This is a genomic window from Actinophytocola sp. (assembly GCF_049647105.1).
GTDB lineage: Bacteria > Actinomycetota > Actinomycetes > Mycobacteriales > Pseudonocardiaceae > Actinophytocola.
In genome coordinates, this window is record NZ_JBARWZ010000082.1 from 1 (window position 1) to 18,073 (window position 18,073).

The 18,073-nt window shown below is 71.0% G+C and carries 17 protein-coding genes and 2 pseudogenes; 15 read left to right on the forward strand and 4 right to left on the reverse strand.

The features are described from left to right. Positions 1 to 202: pseudogene (locus WBA97_RS09940) on the forward strand (hypothetical protein); the annotation flags it as partial. A gap of 36 nt (positions 203 to 238) precedes the next feature. On the opposite strand, the gene WBA97_RS09945 reads toward WBA97_RS09940, so the two are convergent. Further along, entirely contained in the window at positions 239 to 1,048 is an 810-nt protein-coding gene (locus WBA97_RS09945) for a dienelactone hydrolase family protein (protein WP_424230445.1), read from the reverse strand. 64 nt (positions 1,049 to 1,112) lie between these two features. Here WBA97_RS09945 and glmS point away from each other — a divergent pair, with 64 nt between their 5' ends. From glmS to WBA97_RS09995, 10 genes are all read left to right on the forward strand, one after another. Continuing rightward, positions 1,113 to 2,975: a glutamine--fructose-6-phosphate transaminase (isomerizing) gene (glmS, locus tag WBA97_RS09950; protein ID WP_424230446.1), complete on the forward strand. Its 1,863-nt coding sequence runs from the start codon at positions 1,113 to 1,115 to the stop codon at positions 2,973 to 2,975. Positions 2,976 to 2,978: 3 nt separating this feature from the next. Continuing rightward, a complete protein-coding gene (locus WBA97_RS09955) occupies positions 2,979 to 4,433 on the forward strand; it encodes an NAD(P)H-hydrate dehydratase (RefSeq protein ID WP_424230447.1) in 1,455 nt (484 codons plus the stop codon). Between the two features lie 8 nt (positions 4,434 to 4,441). Further along, positions 4,442 to 5,560: an alanine racemase gene (gene alr / locus WBA97_RS09960; protein WP_424230448.1), complete on the forward strand. Its 1,119-nt coding sequence runs from the start codon at positions 4,442 to 4,444 to the stop codon at positions 5,558 to 5,560. Next, on the forward strand, positions 5,557 to 6,636 hold the full coding sequence (locus WBA97_RS09965) for an alpha/beta fold hydrolase (RefSeq protein WP_424230449.1): 1,080 nt from the start codon (positions 5,557 to 5,559) through the stop codon (positions 6,634 to 6,636). The genes alr and WBA97_RS09965 overlap by 4 nt, the downstream gene beginning before the upstream one ends. Beyond that, on the forward strand, positions 6,633 to 7,085 hold the full coding sequence (tsaE, locus tag WBA97_RS09970) for a tRNA (adenosine(37)-N6)-threonylcarbamoyltransferase complex ATPase subunit type 1 TsaE (protein ID WP_424230450.1): 453 nt from the start codon (positions 6,633 to 6,635) through the stop codon (positions 7,083 to 7,085). The genes WBA97_RS09965 and tsaE overlap by 4 nt, the downstream gene beginning before the upstream one ends. Positions 7,086 to 7,095: 10 nt before the next feature. Beyond that, positions 7,096 to 7,812 (forward strand): HAD family hydrolase, encoded by a 717-nt coding sequence (locus WBA97_RS09975; RefSeq protein WP_424230451.1) that lies wholly within the window; start codon positions 7,096 to 7,098, stop codon positions 7,810 to 7,812. 305 nt (positions 7,813 to 8,117) lie between these two features. Beyond that, positions 8,118 to 8,777: a tRNA (adenosine(37)-N6)-threonylcarbamoyltransferase complex dimerization subunit type 1 TsaB gene (tsaB, locus tag WBA97_RS09980; protein ID WP_424230452.1), complete on the forward strand. Its 660-nt coding sequence runs from the start codon at positions 8,118 to 8,120 to the stop codon at positions 8,775 to 8,777. Then, complete coding sequence (rimI, locus tag WBA97_RS09985) at positions 8,774 to 9,250, forward strand: ribosomal protein S18-alanine N-acetyltransferase (RefSeq protein WP_424230453.1); 477 nt, start codon at positions 8,774 to 8,776, stop codon at positions 9,248 to 9,250. The genes tsaB and rimI overlap by 4 nt, the downstream gene beginning before the upstream one ends. Next, the gene (gene tsaD / locus WBA97_RS09990; protein WP_424230454.1) at positions 9,247 to 10,284 is read left to right on the forward strand and encodes a tRNA (adenosine(37)-N6)-threonylcarbamoyltransferase complex transferase subunit TsaD; all 1,038 of its coding nucleotides are present in this window, start codon (positions 9,247 to 9,249) and stop codon (positions 10,282 to 10,284) included. Before rimI ends, tsaD begins: the two co-directional genes overlap by 4 nt. 32 nt (positions 10,285 to 10,316) lie before the next feature. Next, positions 10,317 to 10,634, forward strand: coding sequence for a DUF4873 domain-containing protein (locus WBA97_RS09995; RefSeq protein ID WP_424230455.1), 318 nt, complete (start codon positions 10,317 to 10,319; stop codon positions 10,632 to 10,634). A gap of 205 nt (positions 10,635 to 10,839) precedes the next feature. Here the strand turns inward: WBA97_RS09995 and WBA97_RS10000 are convergent, their stop codons facing one another. Together WBA97_RS10000 and WBA97_RS10005 are read right to left on the reverse strand one after the other, a co-directional pair. Continuing rightward, positions 10,840 to 12,753, reverse strand: coding sequence for an N-acetylmuramoyl-L-alanine amidase (locus tag WBA97_RS10000; RefSeq protein WP_424230456.1), 1,914 nt, complete (start codon positions 12,751 to 12,753; stop codon positions 10,840 to 10,842). A gap of 235 nt (positions 12,754 to 12,988) precedes the next feature. Then, positions 12,989 to 13,654, reverse strand: a complete 666-nt coding sequence (locus WBA97_RS10005) for a hypothetical protein (RefSeq protein WP_424230457.1) — start codon at positions 13,652 to 13,654, stop codon at positions 12,989 to 12,991. Between the two features lie 163 nt (positions 13,655 to 13,817). On the opposite strand from WBA97_RS10005, the gene groES reads away from it, so the two are divergent. Further along, the gene (gene groES, locus WBA97_RS10010; RefSeq protein ID WP_424230461.1) at positions 13,818 to 14,111 is read left to right on the forward strand and encodes a co-chaperone GroES; all 294 of its coding nucleotides are present in this window, start codon (positions 13,818 to 13,820) and stop codon (positions 14,109 to 14,111) included. An 81-nt stretch (positions 14,112 to 14,192) separates the two neighbouring features. Continuing rightward, positions 14,193 to 15,830, forward strand: coding sequence for a chaperonin GroEL (gene groL, locus WBA97_RS10015; RefSeq protein ID WP_424230458.1), 1,638 nt, complete (start codon positions 14,193 to 14,195; stop codon positions 15,828 to 15,830). Positions 15,831 to 16,081: 251 nt separating this feature from the next. On the opposite strand, the gene WBA97_RS10020 is transcribed toward groL, so the two are convergent. After that, positions 16,082 to 16,381, reverse strand: coding sequence for a WhiB family transcriptional regulator (locus WBA97_RS10020; protein ID WP_424230459.1), 300 nt, complete (start codon positions 16,379 to 16,381; stop codon positions 16,082 to 16,084). Between the two features lie 223 nt (positions 16,382 to 16,604). Here WBA97_RS10020 and WBA97_RS10025 point away from each other — a divergent pair, with 223 nt between their 5' ends. Further along, entirely contained in the window at positions 16,605 to 17,573 is a 969-nt protein-coding gene (locus tag WBA97_RS10025; protein WP_424230460.1) for a MerR family transcriptional regulator, read from the forward strand. Positions 17,574 to 17,880: 307 nt separating this feature from the next. Then, positions 17,881 to 18,073: pseudogene (locus WBA97_RS10030) on the forward strand (hypothetical protein); the annotation flags it as partial.

Consider the following 18,073-nt stretch of genomic DNA (forward strand, 5'->3'; position numbering starts at 1 on the left):
TGGCCAGGGCGGTGCCCCCGCGGGCGGCATGCCGATGGGTGGCATGGGCGGCGGCGGTGGCCAGGGCGGCGGCGACCAGGCCCGGCAGAGCAAGTGGCGCACGACGGGTTCGATCTTCGAAGACCAGGACCCGGCCGCCAACTTCAGCGGTGTCGTCGGCCGCGACCCGGCGGAGAAGCCGGCGAAGGCCCCGAAGCGGTAGCGGAGTTCGCGGGGAGGGCACCTGCCCTCCCCGCACTCAGGCCACCAGTTCGGTCGTGTCCTCGATGGGGGCGCCCTTGACGTCCGACTCAAGCAGCGGGCGGAATCGGTCCTCGCCAGCCAGGTGGACCAGGAAGAACGCCGTCAGCAGCGCCCGCGACAACCGCAGCGCGCCGTGGTTGGACGAGCCAGGGATCAGCATCCCGGTCCAGTGCCTGCCCTCGGCGAACCCCATGTGGTCCACCTTCGGCAGCACCCGCAGCTGCGCCTCGCCACCCCAGTTCGCCGCGATCAGCCGTGAATGTCCCACCGGCGGCGCCACCAGGTCCGCGCCGCCCGCGAGATGCAGCGACGGCATCGCGCACCGCGCGGCGGCGTCGGTCGCGAACGGCTTGGTCTGCGACGCGGCCATGGTCGCCACCGCACGCACCCGCGTGTCATCGGCGGCGGCCAGCACCGCCGCGCCCGCGCCCGTCGAGTGGCCCGCGAGCGCGAGTTTCGACTGGTCGATGCTGATGTCGCCCTCACCGAGCCGCACGCCGACGCACACGTCCAGCGCGGTCCGCAGGTCGGCGGCGAACAGGCGCGCGGAACCCAGCGGGCCCCGCTGCGTGCCGGGCGCCGCGACGACGATGCCCCACGACGCCAGGTGCCGGAACAGCCCAAGGTACCGCGACGGCGGCTGCAGCCACCCGTGCCCGAACGCGAGCGCGGGCAGCCCGAGACCGGACCGGGGGGTGAACACCAGCCCTGGCAGCCCGATCAGCGCGAGGTCCCCGCGCAGCACCTGGTGCGGGCCGCGGTGGGTCAGTTCCTCCAGCAGGTGCTTGGGCTTGGACGACGCCATGGCAGGACCCTAGCGTCCACGGGACCCGGCGCCCCTGTCGGCGCGGCGGGATAGCCTCTTCGGCATGTGCGGAATCGTGGGATACGTGGGGCACCGGCAGGCCCTCGACGTCGTGGTCGACGGGCTGCGACGCCTTGAGTACCGCGGGTACGACTCTGCGGGCGTCGCCATGGTGACCGGGCCGGGGAGCCTCGCGGTGGAGCGGAAGGCCGGCAGGCTCGCCAACCTCGAGAACCGCCTCGACGAGGTCGGCAGGGACAAGTTCACGGGCACCGCGGGCATGGGACACACCCGCTGGGCCACCCACGGGCCGCCAGTGGACCGCAACGCGCACCCTCACCGGGACGCCACCAACCGGGTCGCCGTGGTGCACAACGGCATCATCGAGAACTTCGCCGCGCTGCGTGCCGAGCTTGAGGCCGACGGTGTCGAGCTGACCAGCGACACCGACACCGAGACCGTCGCCCACCTCGTCGCCCGTGCCTACGCGGACGGGCCGACCAAGGGCGATCTCGCCGCCAGCCTGCGGGGCGTCTGCCTGCGCCTGTCCGGCGCGTTCACGCTGGTCGTCACGCACGTCGACGAGCCGGACATGATCGTCGCCGCTCGCCGGTCCTCGCCGCTGGTGGTCGGGGTCGGCGAGGGTGAGACCTTCGTCGCGTCCGACGTGGCCGCGTTCATCGAGTACACGCGCGACGCGGTCGAGCTGGGCCAGGACCAGGTCATCACGATCAACCGCGACGGCTACCAGGTGACCGACTTCTACGGCGAGGAAGCGCCGGCCCGCCCGTTCCACGTCGACTGGGACCTGTCGGCCGCCGAGAAGGGCGGCCACGAGTTCTTCATGCTCAAGGAGATCGAGGAGCAGCCGACGGCGCTCGCCGACACGCTGCGCGGCCACTTCGTCGACGGCCGCATCATCCTCGACGAGCAGCGCATGACCGACCAGGACCTCCGCGACGTCGACAAGGTCTTCGTGGTCGCGTGCGGCAGCGCCTACCACTCCGGCCTGGTCGCCAAGTACGCCATCGAGCACTGGACGCGCCTGCCCGTCGAGGTGGAGCTGGCGAGCGAGTTCCGCTACCGCGACCCGGTGCTGGACCGCGCGACGCTGGTCGTGGCCGTGTCGCAGTCCGGCGAGACCGCCGACACCCTCGAGGCCGTGCGGCACGCGCGTGATCAGAAGGCCCGCGTGCTGGCCGTCTGCAACACCAACGGCGCGCAGATCCCGAGGGAGTCCGACGCCGTGCTGTACACGCACGCCGGGCCGGAGATCGGGGTCGCGTCGACCAAGGCGTTCCTCGCGCAGATCGCCGCGAACCTGCTGGTCGGGCTCGCGCTCGCGCAGGCCCGCGGCACCAAGTACTCCGACGAGATCGCCCGCGAGTTCCACGAGCTGGAGGCCATGCCGGCGGCCGTGGCGAAGGTGCTGGGCACGGTCGAGCGGGTCCGTGAGCTGGGCCGGTCGCTGGCCGACTCGAAGGCGGTGCTGTTCCTCGGCCGCCACGTCGGCTACCCGGTCGCGCTCGAGGGTGCGCTCAAGCTCAAGGAGCTCGCGTACATGCACGCCGAGGGTTTCGCGGCGGGTGAGCTGAAGCACGGGCCGATCGCGCTGATCGAAGAGGGTCTGCCGGTGGTCATCGTGATGCCGTCGCCCAAGGGCCGGGCCGTGCTGCACGCCAAGATGGTGTCGAACATCTCGGAGATCCAGGCGCGCGGCGCCCGCACGATCGTGCTGGCGGAAGAGGGCGACGAGACGGTCCGGCCGTTCGCGGACGAGCTGATCGAGATCCCGGCCGTGCCGACGCTGCTGCAGCCGCTGGTCGCGACGGTGCCGCTGCAGGTGCTGTCCGCGGAGATCGCGCGGTCCCGCGGCTACGACGTGGACAAGCCGCGCAACCTCGCCAAGTCCGTGACGGTGGAGTAGCCCGTGCTGGGGGTGTGGACGACAGAGCAGGTCAGGGCCGCGGAGGACCGGCTGCTGGCGCGCACCCCCGATGGCGCGCTGATGCGGAAGGCGGCGTTCGGTCTCGCCACCGTGGTGGCCGACCTGCTGCGTGCCATGACGGGTGGCACGGCAGGCCGCCGGGTGACGCTGCTGGTCGGCGCGGGCAACAACGGCGGCGACGCGTTGTGGGCCGGCGCCTTCCTGCGGCGGCGTTCTGTGGCGGTGACGGCGGTGCTGCTGGCACCCGACCGCGCGCATGCCGAGGGCCTTGCCGCGCTGAAGAACGCGGGTGGCCGGGTCACCGGCGAGCTCGGTGACCCGGACGTGGTGATCGACGGCATCGTCGGCCTGGCCGGGCGCGGCCCGCTGCGGCCCGCCGCCGCCGAGCTGGTCGCACGGGTCAGTGCCCCGATCGTGGCGGTGGACCTGCCGAGCGGCGTCGACCCGGACACGGGTGCGGTCGACGGCCCCTCGGTGCGGGCGGACGTGACGGTGACGTTCGGTGCGCGCAAACCGGTGCACGTGCTCAACATCGAGCACTGCGGCGAGGTTCGGCTGGTCGACATCGGCCTGGGCCCCGAGCTGCCGGAACCGGACCTGATCGCGCTGGAGACCGACGACGTCGCCTACGCGTGGCGGGTGCCGGGGCCCTCGGACGACAAGTACACGCAGGGTGTCACGGGTGTCGCGGCCGGTTCGGCGACCTATCCGGGCGCGGCCGTCCTGACGTCGGGCGCGGCCGTGCTGGCGACCTCGGGCATGGTCCGGTACGCGGGCTGGGCGGCCGACGAGGTGCGCGGCCGCTGGCCGGAAGTGATCACGACGGGCACGGTCGATGACGCCGGCCGGGTGCAGGCGTGGGTCGTGGGCCCTGGCCTGGGGACCGGGCAGGCGGGCAGGGACGTCCTCACGGCTGTGTTCTCGGACTCGGTCCCGGTCTGCGTGGACGCCGACGGGATCACGCTGCTGGCGTCGACGCCGTCGCTGTGGGACGCACGCGACCCGGACGCGCCGGTGGTGCTGACCCCGCACGACCGCGAGTTCGCACGCATCGCGGGTCCCCTCGGCATCGACCTGGGCACCGACCGGGTGGCGGCGGCGCGGGCACTGGCGAAGCGGCTGGACGTGGTGGTGCTGCTGAAGGGCAACGCCACCGTGGTCGCCGCCCCGGACGGCCGCACGCTGGTGAACGCGGCCACGTCGTCCTGGCTGGCGACCCCCGGTTCCGGGGACGTGCTGACCGGCATGGTCGGCGCGCTGCTGGCGAGCGGCCTCGACCCGTGGCTGGCGGCGGGCTGTGCGGCGTGGATGCATGTCCGGGCGGCCGAACTGGCGGCCGGCGGCGCACCCGCACCGGCATCGGTGATCCTTCATGCGATCCCGGACGCCATCCGCGCGGCACGCGACCCGGCCGGTTCCTGCGCTGTGCGACGATGAACATCGTCATGCCTGATCAGCCATTGCCAAGGGCCGAGGTGGTCATCGACCTCGACGCCATCCGGCACAACGTCGCGCTCCTGGCCGCCAGGGCACCCGGTGCGGCGACGATGGCCGTGGTCAAGGCCGACGGCTACGGCCACGGCGCACTCCCCGTCGCCCGCGCCGCACTCGAGGCAGGCGCCACCTGGCTCGGCTCCTGTTCCCTCGCCGAGGCGCTCGACCTCCGCGACGGCGGCATCACCGCCCGCGTCCTCAGCTGGCTCGACGTCCCCGAGACCGACCTCGCGCCGGGCGTGGCGGCCGACATCGACCTGTCCGCGTCCAGCGTCCGCGAGCTGGCCGCGATCGTCGACGGAGCACGGAGGACAGGCAGGACCGCCCGCGTGCACCTGAAGATCGACACCGGCCTGTCCCGCAACGGCTGTCAGCCCCACGACTGGCCCGATCTCGTTGACAGCGCGGCGAAAGCGCAGGCGGGCGGGCACCTCGAGGTCGTCGCCGTCTGGTCGCATCTCGCCTGCGCCGACGAGCCGGGTCACCCCGCCAACGACCGGCAGGCGGCCCGCTTCGCCGACGCCTACGAGGTCGCCGCGGCGGCCGGCCTGCATCCCCTGCGCCACCTCGCGAACTCGGCCGCCACGCTCGACCGGCCCGACCTGCACTTCGACATGGTCCGCGTCGGCATCGCCATGTACGGGCTGAACCCCTTGCCGTACCAGGAGAATCTGCGTCCCGCCATGACGTTCCGGTCGTCGGTCGCGCTCACCAAACGGATCGGCGCCGGCGAGTCGGTCTCCTATGGACAGACGTGGACGACCGGCCGCGACACCACGCTCGCGCTCGTCCCCGTCGGGTACGCCGACGGTGTCTCCCGCGCACTGTCCAACCGCATGGACGTCTTCCTCGCGGGCCGCCGCCGCCCGATCGTCGGCCGTGTCTGCATGGACCAGATCGTCGTCGACTGTGGTGACGACGTGGTCGCGCCGGGCGAGGAGGTCGTCCTGTTCGGCGCGGGCTCCCTCGGCGAGCCGACCGCCACCGAGTGGGCGGACACGCTCGGCACCATCGACTACGAGATCGTCACCGGCATGTACCGCCCCCGGGTCGCGCGGAGCTACCGGTGACGGTTTCCAGGAAGGTCGGCGCGATCATCGGTGGCGCCATCGGCGTCGCCGCCGCGGGCACGGCCATCGCGGTCGGGGTGGCGCGCCGCAAGCACGACCACGCGCAGCCGCCGGACAAGCTCGGCGGCCTCCCGCCCGACCGCGAGTACACGGTGATCACCGACGACGGCATCTCGCTGTCCGTCGAGGAGGTCGACCCGGCCGACGGTGGCAAGCCCGAGCTGACCGTGGTGTTCGTGCACGGGTTCGCGCTCGACCGCCGCTCGTGGCACTTCCAGCGCAAGGCGCTGGCCCGCCTCACCGAGCCACGGGTCCGGCAGGTCCTGTACGACCACCGCAGCCACGGCCGCTCCGGTCGCGCGAACGAGGCGTCCAGCACGATCGACCGGCTCGGCCGCGACCTCGGCGAGGTGCTGAGCAAGGTCGAAGGGCCGGTCGTGCTCGTCGGCCATTCCATGGGCGGCATGACGATCATGGCGCTCGCGGAGCTGCGCCCGGAACTGTTCGAGGAGCAGGTGTACGGGGTCGCGTTCATCGGCACCTCCGCCGGTGAGGTCGGCAAACGCGGCCTGCCGCGGCCGCTGTTGTCCCGCTACAACCCGGTGACCCGCAACCTCGGCAAGCTCGCCGACTGGCAGCCCGGCATGGTCCAGTTCGTGCGCGCCGCGGGCGGGCAGCTCACGCGCAGGGCGGTGCGGTCGCTGGCGTTCGGTTCGAAGGACGTCGACCCGGCGCTCGTGGACCTCACGATGGAGCTGATCGACGCCAACCCCGTGCGGGTGCTGGCCGACTTCATCGCCACCCTCGGCACCCACAACCGGTACGCCGCGCTCGCGGGTCTCAAGCACACGCACGTGCTGGTGTGCGGCGGTGACGCGGACCGGATGACCCAGTTCTCGCACGCGGAGCGGATCGCGTTCGAACTGCCCGACGCCGAACTGGTGCGGGTGCCTGGGGCGGGGCACATGGTGATGCTCGAAGAAGCGCAAACGGTCAACGACCACCTCGTGATGCTGCTGCAGCGGTGCGCGTACGGGCGGGAGGGCGGCAGGCGACGGTGGTGGCAGCGAGGATGAGTGTGGAACTTCTCACGGAAAGCGACACCCTGCGGTTCGGCAGGCAGATCGCGACGATGCTCGAACCCGGTGACCTGGTGCTGCTGACCGGTCCGCTCGGTGCGGGCAAGACGGTCCTGGCGAAGGGCATCGCGGAAGGTCTTGGCGTCGAGGGAAGAGTGAGTTCGCCCACTTTCATCATCGCTCGCGAGCACCGCCCGGCCAAGGGCGGGCGGGGCATCCCGCTCGTGCACGTGGACGCCTACCGGCTCGGCGATGATCTCGCGCAGCTCGACGACCTGGACCTGGACACCGAACTGGTGGAAGCCGCGGTCGTCATCGAATGGGGCGAACCAGGCACACGGCTGTCCGAGGACCACCTTCTCGTGAACTTGATCCGCCGGGAGGACGATTCTCGGCTCGCAGAGGTGACTCCGTCAGGCTCTTGGGAAAAGCGCTGGTCGACGTAGTCTGGAGAGTATGCGTGCGGTGATCTTTGATTGGGGTGGCACGCTCACCCCCTGGTATCCCGTCGATTACGTAGCCGCTTGGCGCAGCTACGCGGACCATCTCCATCCAGGTGATGCGGCCCAGGCCGCGAGAGTCGCGCAGGCCATCGTGACCGCGGAGGAGGAGCACTGGACCGTCGCGCGTGACCACCACAAGGCATTCACGCTCGCGCAGGTCCTCGCCGCGGCGGGCGCGCCGCACCACGACGACGGCCTTGCCGCCTATCGCACGTTCTGGGATCCGTCGACCTACACCGACCCCGATGTCGAGCCGACCGTGTCCGCGTTGAAGGCACAGGGATTGCGGCTCGGGGTCCTGTCGTCGACGCCGTGGCCGAGGGAGTGGCACGAGGAGGTGCTGCGCCGCGACGGCGTGCTGCACCTGTTCGACGCGCTGGTGTGGAGCTCGGACCTCACGTACACGAAGCCCCACGCGGAGGCGTTCCTCGCCGCGATGCGTGCGGTCGGCGTGGACGACCCGGCCGACTGCGTGTACGTCGGTGACCGGCTCTACGACGACATCTCCGGCGCCAAGTCGGTCGGCATGCGTGCCGTGTGGGTGCCGCACAGCGACATCCCGGAGTACCAGAAGGTGCCCGTCGACGTGGAGCCCGACGCCGTCATCCAGCGCCTGACCGACCTCCCCGGCGTACTGGAACGCTGGCACAATCCGCCTCCCCGGCATTAACGGCGTTGGTCTCGACCCAGCGACAGTCGCGGACCGTGGGTGGTTGGTGGATGGGTGACGTCGCTAGTCCGCCTCCCCGGCATTGAAAGTGTTGGTGTGGACCCAGCGCCTGCTGCGGACCGTGGGTGGTTGGTGGCTGGGTGACGTCACGTTCCCCTGAGGTCGCTGTTGGTCAGGCCCGGACCTTCGCACAAAGATCAATGGGGCGGCCCTGGTCCGCCTCCCCGGACTTGGTGGTGGCTGGGGGCTGGGCAGTGTCAACCCGTGCGCTGCGATCCGTCGGACACGCCCTACTCTTGGTGGCTGTGCTGGTCATCGCTGTCGACACCGCGACCCCCGCGGTCACCGCCGGGGTCGTGAAGGTCGAGGAAACGCTTGTCCTGGCCCGGTGCGTCACGGTCGACGCCAAGGCCCACGGCGAGCTGCTGACGCCGCACATCATCGCCGCGCTGAAGGAGGCGGACCACACGTTCGCCGACGTCGACGCGATCGTCTGCGGCATCGGGCCGGGACCGTTCACCGGGCTGCGCGCGGGCATGGCCACCGCGGCCGCGCTGGGGCAGGCGCTGCGCAGGCCCGTGTACCCGGTGTGCACGCTCGACGCCATCGCCGCCGAGTCGAGTGGCCCGCTGCTGGTCGCCTCCGACGCGCGCCGCAAGGAGATCTACTGGGCGGTGTACGACGCCGAGGGCAAGCGGGTGACCGGCCCGTCGGTCGACAAGCCCTCGGACGTGGTCGCGAAGATCCCGTCGCTGGCGGTCGAGCGGGTGGCAGGCAACGGCGCCACCCTCTACGACCTGGGCCTGCCGCACACCGGCCAGGAGTACCCGACGCCGCTCGGCCTCGCCCGCGTCGCGCGCGACGACGTGCTGGCGGGCGCCAAGCCGCGTCCGTTCGTGCCCATGTATCTCCGCCGCCCGGACGCGACCGAGCCGGGTGCCCGCAAACGGGTGACCTCGTCGTGACGTTCCGGCTGGAGCCCTTGCGCGGCAGGGATCTCGCGCGATGCGCCGAGCTGGAGGCCATCCTGTTCCCCGGCGACGACCCATGGCGCGAGTCCGCGTTCCAGGCCGAGCTGGCCGCGGGCCACCATTACGTCGGCGCGTACGCGGACCCGGCCGGGCTCGTCGGCTACGCGGGGATCTCCGTGTTCGGCGGCCCCGCCGACGCCGAGGCGAACGTGCACACGATCGGCGTCGACCCGGAGTGGCACGGCAAGGGCATCGGCAAGGCGTTGCTGCGTGCGCTGCTCGCGCGCGCCGACGCGGTCGCCGCCCCCGTGTACCTCGAGGTGCGCACCGACAACGAGGTCGCGATCGGCCTGTACGAGGCGCACGGCTTCACCAGGATCGGAATGCGGCGCCGGTACTACTGGCCGTCCGGCGCCGACGCGTACACCATGGCACGCCCAGCGCGGGTCGCCGAGGAGGCCACATGACGATCGTGCTCGGCATCGAGAGTTCCTGCGACGAGACCGGCATCGGCATCGTCCGTATCGAGTCCGACGGTGCGCTGACCTTGCTGGCGGACGAGGTGGCGTCCAGCGTCGACCAGCACGCCCGGTTCGGCGGCGTCGTGCCGGAGGTCGCGTCCCGCGCGCACCTTGAGGCGCTGGTGCCGTCGGTGACCCGCGCGTTCGCGGCGGCGTCACTCGAGTTGTCGGACGTGGACGCGATCGCCGTGACGTGCGGCCCCGGTCTCGCAGGCGCGCTGCTGGTGGGGGTGTCGGCGGCGAAGGCGTACTCGGCGGCGCTGAACGTGCCCCTGTACGGCGCGAACCACTTGCCAGGCCACGTCGCGGCGGACACGCTCGAGCACGGCCCGCTGCCGTCGCCGTGCCTCGCGCTGCTCGTCTCGGGTGGACACACGCAGCTGCTGCGGGTCGACGACCTTGCCACGAAGATCACCGAGATCGGCTCGACCATCGACGACGCGGCGGGCGAGGCGTACGACAAGGTCGCCCGCATCCTCGGTCTCCCATATCCGGGCGGCCCGCCGATCGACAAGGCGGCCCGCCGAGGCAACCCGGACGCGATCCGCTTCCCTCGCGGCCTGACGGGCCCACGGGACGCACGGTTCGACTTCTCGTTCTCTGGCCTGAAAACCGCGGTCGCCCGGTGGGTCGAGGCCCGCGACGGCAAGGAGATCCCGGTCGACGACGTGGCGGCGTCCTTCCAGGAGGCGGTCGCGGACGTGCTGACCGCGAAGGCCGTGCGCGCGGCGACCGAACTGGGCATCGACACGATGGTCGTGTCCGGCGGGGTCGCGGCGAACTCGCGGCTGTCCACACTGGCGGCGCAGCGGTGCGCGGAGGCCGGGATCGCGCTGCGGGTGCCGCGCCCCAGGCTGTGCACCGACAACGGCGCGATGATCGCGGCCCTCGGCGCGCACCTGGTGAAGGCCGGGGTGCGGCCGTCGTCCTTGGACCTGTCGGCGAATCCGGGCCTGCCGGTCGGCACGGTTTCGGTCTGAATCTCCGGTGTTACTTCGGGTAACATGATGGCGTGAGCGACGAGGACGGCTACACGGGCGAGGCCACACTGGAGTTGGACGGTGCCGAGTTGCTGGTGACCGTCACGCTCCGCGGCAACTTCGAGCCCGTCGACGGCCGCTACCACTGGTACGGACGGATCCAGCGGCACGCCGACGTGACGGAGAAGGCCGGGGGCCGCAAGCCGACGGCCGTGCTGCGGACACCGCACGGCTCGGCGGAGGGGTTGCTGTCCGATCCGGACACATGGGGCCGCTATCGGATCAGCGGCACCAGCAGGCCGCCCTTTGCCGTGCCGGTGTCGCTGGAGGACCTGCCCGCGGGCAGCTGAGGACCGCCCGCTCGACTGGTTCGGTCTGGCCTCCGGCCCCCTCGAACGACGCTACGGCATGGCACCGACACGGAAGTCCACTCGCGACCGTCGGCGCCCACCTCTGTGGACGACCAACCGGCCTGTGGACAACCGCCCCTCACCGCGAGGGAATGTCGGTGCCTTGCCGTAGCGTGGAAACCGGGGGCCGGAGGCCGACCCCAGATCACATGAACGACAGCCGCACGTCCACGTCGTCGACGTTCACGAACGCCACGCGGTGGCCGAACTGGATCTGCAGGTACTTCGTCTGCCCGCGCACCACGGTGTGGTTCGTCGCGTCATACGTGACGGCCCAGTAGTACTCCGACGGCGTCACCAGGCCCACCGCGTACTTCTGTCCCGTGGCCAGCGTGTACTGCAGCGGCGTCACCGCCTGCGGCGCGATGCCCTCCGGGTAGGCGGCGGCCTCCGGGTACGCCCGTCCGTAGACCGGCACACTCTCGCGGCCCTTCTTCGGCGTGGCAACGAAACCTGCCGACCACACGGCGTCGGACTTCTTGAGCCAGCCCTTCTGGCCCAGGTACCACACCGCGACCCACTCGCCGCGCCGCTCGGCGATCGCGAACGTCTGGCCCGTCTCGCCGCGGGCGGAGTGGTCCGAGATGTGCATCGTGCCCGGCGACCCGTCCGGGTGCAGCGCGATGTCGGTCAGCAGCGGCGCGTCCTCGCGCGGCTCCGTGCGCAGCACGACCGTGCCAGAACCGTGCGGCTCGCACGGCTGCCCGGCGGTCTTGCAACCGGTGAACGCGGGCTTGTTCGTCGCGTAGTCCGGCTTGATCGTCGCCAGCCCGGTCAGCGGCGTCCCGGTCGAGCGGAACGGCGCACGCAGCAGGTCGAAGTAGTGCGACCAGTCCCAGTACGGGCCCGGGTCCCAGTGCATGCCCCCGACGGTCGACGGGATGGTCCCCGGCACGTTGTCGTGGCCCAGGATGTGCTGCCGGTCAAGCGGAATCCCGTACTTGCCCGCCAGGTACCGCACCAGCTTCGACGACGACCGGTACAGCGCCTCCGTGTACCAGGCGCCGTCCGCCGCGAAGCCCTCGTGCTCGAGGCCGATCGACTTCGAGTTGATGTACCAGTTGCCCGCCTGCCACGCGACGTCCTTGGCCTTCACGTGCTGCGCGATGTGCCCGTCGGCCGACCGCAGCGTGTACTGCCAGCTCACGTATGTCGGGTCCTGCACCAGGTTCAGCGTGGTCTGGTAGCTGCCCTCGGTGTCGTGGATGATGATGTAGTCGATCTTCTGGCTCGTCGGCCGGTTCGCCTTGTCGTGGTTGCCGTAGTCACCGTCGCCGAACGTCTCGTACGGGGCCGGGATCCACTCGCACCCGAGGTCGGCCGGGCACTCCGCCTCGTCGGCGGCGGTCCGCCGGAGACCAAGGTCCCCGAGCTGGGACGCGTTGACCGTGGTGGCCGTCGCGGGCAGCCGGACCTGCTGGCCGTCGTCGGTCACCCGCGACATGCCTTCGTTGATGGTCTTGAACACCTCGTCGGCGAAGGTCCGCGCCGAGCCGGTGTCCGCCGCGCCGCTGTACTTGGCGACGGCGCCGTACCAGTCGCCTGCCGCGTCGCTGTCGACGCCGAGCGCACGCTGGTAGCCGGCGAGCACAGCCGCGCCACCGCGGATGTTCTGCACCGGGTCCGACCGCAGCGTGGCGGTGTCCACACCGGTCAGCTCGGCGGCGACATCGACGGTTCGCAGCGACGGCGAGGAGAAGTCGCTCTCGCCCGCGACGGGCGGCAGCATGGGCCGCGCCGTGTCGCCGCGCGGGTCCTCGGCACCCTCGTCGTGGTGGGTCCCACCGGCGTTGGCCGCGGTGGCGTCGGTGAGGTGCATGGGCCCGTAACCCGCGCTGGTGCTGGGCAGTCCGGCGTTGGTGTCCCAACGGGACTCCAGATAGGACACACCGAGCAGCACGCTCTCCGGCACCCCGAACTCCTCGGCGGCGGCCGCGTAGGCCTCCTGCCGGGTGGTGGGTGGCGCGGCACCCGGGGTGGCCGCCGCGGTCGACATGCCGGCGGCTAGACCGGCCGCGACTGCGGCGATGAGGATCGTGCGGGACGTCGATCTCGACATGACGGCCTCCTGGGCGAGCGACTCAAGCAGTGCAACTCTGGTGCCGCCCGCCCCGACGGTCAATAGTTTACGACGATAAGGATCAGTTGGTGACTAGCCCGCCTCCCCGGCATTGAAAGCGTTGGTAACGACCCAGCGATACCTGCGGATCGCTGGTGGCTGGGTGCCGTCACGTTCCCCTGAGGTCACTGTCGGTCAGGCCCAGACCCCCGCGCAAAGATCCATCGGACAGGCACTAGATCCCGGACGCGCACCAGATGTCGCCGTCCTTCTCCATCTCGGCCGTGAAGCTCTCCTTCTCGCCGCCCAGCGAGATCTCGATCGAGGCCTGCGCGATGTCGCCGGACTCCTGGACGTCCTCGACGGTCGCGGACACGTCCATGCCCTCGATCCGGGTCAGCTCCGTCTTCAGCTGGTCCGCGGCGCTGCTGGAGCAGGCGTGCTCGTCGATCAGGTCCTCGTCTTGCGTCTCGATCACTTCGACGACGATGTCGGCGAGATCCTCCGGCGTGGCCGCGCCGCCACCGCTGGACCCACCGCCGCTGTCGCTGTCGCTGTCGCTGTCGCTGTCGCTCGAGCCGCCGAAGTCGCCGCCGCCCGGCCCGTTGGGCCCGGGGATGCCGCCCGGCAGACCGGAGTCCTCGGACGTGCCGTCGCCGGCCCTGGACGGCGAGTCGTCGTCCCCGGTCAGGACGAGTACGAGCACCAGCGCCACGACGGCGACCACCACGGCACCGGCGACGCCGATGATGAGGCCGGTGTTGTCCTTCCTGGGCGGCGGGTACTGGCCGTAGCCGCCGGGCCCTGGGGGCGGATAGCCGTAGCCGCCGTTCTGCGGCGGTGGTGGCGGGTAGCCGCTGCCCTGCGGTGCCCCGTATCCCCCCTGCTGCGGGTACGTCACTGACTAGCCCCCTCGTTGCACGGTTAGCAGTCGCGTAGGTAGAGTGCCAAACGTACGGCACCGACACCGCCCCGACCCCCGCGACGGCGGGGTGGCAGGAGCCGAATAGCAAGACAGGTAACTGCCAACGCTTTCGAAGAAAAGACCCGTGGAGGTCATCGCGGTGAGCGTGAACATCAAGCCGCTCGAGGACAAGATCGTTGTCCAGGCGAGCGAGGCCGAGGCCACGACTGCCTCGGGCCTCGTTATTCCCGACACTGCCAAGGAAAAGCCCCAGGAGGGCAAGGTCCTGGCCGTGGGTCCGGGCCGTGTAGACGACAACGGCAACCGCGTCCCTCTGGACGTGGCGGTCGGCGACGTCGTCATCTACTCCAAGTACGGCGGCACCGAAGTCAAGTACAACGGTGAGGACTACTTGATCCTCTCCGCCCGCGACGTGCTGGCCGTCGTCAACTGACGCCTGCCGCTAGTCACCACAGCGCCCCGGTGGCCCCCGTCCGGGGGTGCCGGGGCGCTGTGTGTCCAAGAAAGGTAGGACATGCCCAAGCAGATCAGCTACGACGAGGACGCTCGTCGTGCGCTCGAGCGCGGGGTGAACAAGCTCGCCGACGCGGTCAAGGTCACCCTCGGCCCGCGTGGCCGGCACGTGGTGCTGGCCAAGAAGTTCGGCGGCCCGACCGTGACCAACGACGGCGTCACCATCGCGCGCGAGATCGAGCTGGAGGACTCGTTCGAGAACCTCGGGGCCCAGTTCGCGAAGAACGTCGCCACGAAGACCAACGACGTCGCGGGTGACGGCACTACGACGGCCACCGTGCTGGCCCAGGCCATGGTGCGGGTCGGCATCCGCAACGTCGCCGCTGGCGCCAACCCGATGGCACTCGGCCAGGGCATCCAGCTCGCCGCCGACGCCGTCGTCGACACGCTGAAGGCCAAGGCCACCCCGGTCAAGGGCCGCGACAACATCGCCCAGGTCGGCACCGTCGCGTCCCGTGACGCGTCCATCGGCGCACTGCTCGGCGAGGCCATCGAGAAGGTCGGCGAGGACGGTGTGATCACCGTGGAGGAGTCCTCCACGATGGCCACCGAGCTCGTCATCACCGAGGGCGTGCAGTTCGACAAGGGCTACGTGTCCGGGTACTTCGCGACCGACCCCGAGACCCAGCAGGCCGTGCTCGAGGACACCTACATCCTGCTGTACCGGGAAAAGATCTCCTCGCTGAACGACCTCCTGCCCATCCTCGAGAAGATCGCGCAGGCCGCCAAGCCGGTGCTGATCATCGCCGAGGACGTGGATGGCGAGGCCCTGTCCACGCTGGTGGTCAACTCGGTCCGCAAGACGATCCGCGCGGTCGCCGTCAAGGCCCCGTACTTCGGTGACCGCCGCAAGGCGTTCCTGGACGACCTGGCCGTCGTCACCGGCGGCACGGTCATCTCCAGCGACATCGGCATGAAGCTGTCCGAGGCCGACCTCGACGTGCTGGGCACCGCCCGGCGCGTGGTCATCACCAAGGACGAGACCACGCTCGTCGAGGGTGGCGGCACCAAGGAGGACGTGGCCGGCCGCGCGGAGCTGATCCGCCGCGAGATCGAGGCCACCGACTCCGACTGGGACCGCGAGAAGCTGCAGGAGCGGCTGGCCAAGCTGTCCGGCGGCGTCGCGGTGATCAAGGTCGGTGCCGCGACCGAGACCGAGCTGTCCGAGCGCAAGCACCGCATCGAGGACGCGGTGGCCGCGACGAAGGCCGCGGTCGAGGAGGGCATCGTCCCCGGTGGCGGTGTCACGCTGGTGCATGTGGCCAAGGAGCTGGACGCGCTCGCCGACGCCCAGTCCGGTGACGTGGCCACCGGTGTGCGGCTCGTGCGTGAGGCGCTCGCCGCGCCGCTCGCGTGGATCGCGAACAACGCGGGCCTCGAAGGCGCGGTCGTGGTGTCGAAGGTCAAGGAGCTTGGCTGGGGCCACGGCCTCAACGCGGCGACGCTGACCTACGGCGACCTGGTCGCCGACGGTGTCGTGGACCCGGTCAAGGTCACCCGGTCGGCGGTCACCAACGCGGCGTCGATCGCGCGGATGGTGCTCACCACCGAGGCGTCGATCGTCGAGAAGAAGGAAGAGGAGCCGGAGGCCGCCGGTCATGGCCACGGCCATGGGCACGGGCACGGCCCGGGCTTCTGATCCCGCTCTGCCGGATCAGTAGACGAGAGAACGCCGCGTTCGGTCGCATTCCCCGACCGAACGCGGCGTTCCCCGTTCGCGTGGTCCCTAGTGTCCCGCGCCGGAAATGCGGTGCGTGAGTCGGTGGATCCAGGTTTCTGCTGGCAAGGCGCCGATCCTCCCTCGTACCGGGTTGTACTTGGGTGGATCGGCAACGCCGCCAGCGGGAAGCTGGGCCGCCGAATCATGCGCCAGATTTCCGGCGCGGGACACTAGTTCGCCACGGCCAGCGTGCGCTTCTCCATCTTGATGATGGCCTCCCGTTCACCCTCGGAGAGGCCACCCCAGATTCCGTACGGTTCGTGCACCGCGAGCGCGTGGCGCCGGCACATCTCCAGCACGGGGCAGGCCTGGCAGACCGCCTTCGCCCTGGCTTCGCGCCGGGCCCGTGCCGGGCCGCGTTCACCGTCGGGATGGAAAAAGAACGCACTGTCCATGCCGCGGCAGGACCCCTCGAGCTGCCAGTCCCACACGTCCGCGTTGGGACCGGGGAGCCTTCGAGTGTCCGCCATGGTGACCGCCTCCCTGCCGGTTGTTCGCACTTACCGGCTACTCCATTCGGTGCAGCGGGACCAACGCTAGAACCGCGCCAAAGCTTGTTCAAGAGTGATCGACTTATTAGTCAGGCATTTCAACCGATCGGTTCATCTCATCCACGCTGCGTGTTCGACGATCCAGTTGCCGGACACTCGTGCTCACCCGACGATGGGAGGGATGGTGGGGAAGGAGGCGTCCGTGAGCGATCATCGCCGGGCCCTCGAGGCGGTCATCGCCCCGACGGCACGGCAGGAGGACGAGGAGACCCTTCCGGTCGCGGCCGTCGCCCGCAGGCTCGGGGTGGCGCCCGCGACGTTGCGCACCTGGGACCGTCGCTACGGGATCGGGCCGATGGCCCACACGACCGGCAGGCACCGCAGGTACACGCACGACGACATCGCCAGGCTGGAACTGATGCAGCAGGCGCTGCTGCGCGGGGCCACCCCGGCGGAGGCCGCGTTCCACGCGCTGCGTGCGACGACACCGCCCGAGCAGCCGGAGGTGGTGGCCCCCAGGGAGGGCGGCCCGTCGCTGCTGCGCGAGTTCAGCACCCGCTCGGCGTCGGTGCTTGGCCTGTCCCGCGCGGCGATGGCCATGGACACGGTCGCCATCCAGCAGCTGATCGCCGACAGCATCGACGCACTGGGCGTCGTCGTGGTGTGGAACGACGTGCTGCGGCCGGTGATGGCCGCGCTCTCGAGCCGGTGGGAGCAGTCGGGCGAGTGCGTCGAGGTCGAGCACCTCGTCCACGAGTGCACCCTGGCCGCGATGATCGGCGCGACCCCGATGGTGACCGCGCCCAGGAACCCGAGGACCGTGCTCCTGTGCTGCGCACCGGACGAACGGCACAGCCTTCCTCTGTATGTACTGCGCGCGGCGCTCGCGAGGGAGGGGATCGGCACACTAATGCTGGGGGCGGCGCTGCCGACGAGCGCACTGGCGGCGGCCGTGCGGCGGACCGGTCCCGCGGCGGTCGCGGTGTGGGCGCAGCTGCCGAGGTTCGCGGAGTCGGCACTGTTCGAGGAGGTGCCGAGGACGCGGCAGCGCGTGCGGCTGTTCGCGTGCGGCCCAGGCTGGTTCACGACCGACCTGCCGGACCGCGTGGACCGCCTGGACGACCTCGCGGATGCCCTTCGCCGGATCGAGTCGCTGGTGGTCGCGGGCTGACCGCGACCGAGGACCGAACCCCACACGCCTGAACCGCGGTTTCGCGAATACGCCCGGCTGAGGACAGGCGTGACATCGAATCGCAGACTGACCCGCTGACGCGAATCCGGCCGGATGCCAACCCCCACCCGTTCCCGGGGGCGTCCCGCCTTGCCAGTCTACCGGTGGGGGGTGTCGCTGGCGGGGGTTCGACGGTGTCCTGTGGACAACCGGTGCGGCTGTGGACAACCACGGGAATTGTCGGTGCTGCCGGATACGCTGGATCTTGGGGTGGGCGGCCGCCTACCACGACAAACTGGGGAGTTCTGTGATCACGCTCGAGCAGGCGGCGTTCGGCGACCAGCCCGGGCTCGCCGTGGCCGCCACGCCCGCTCAGCCGCGTGACCGGTGGCTGGCCGCCGTCGTCCTGGGTGCGCAGGGCTACTACGCGCGGGCCGCGACCCTGCTGCACGGCCTGGTCCGCCGCGGCGACGACCTCGCCGCGCTCGCCTCGGCCACGC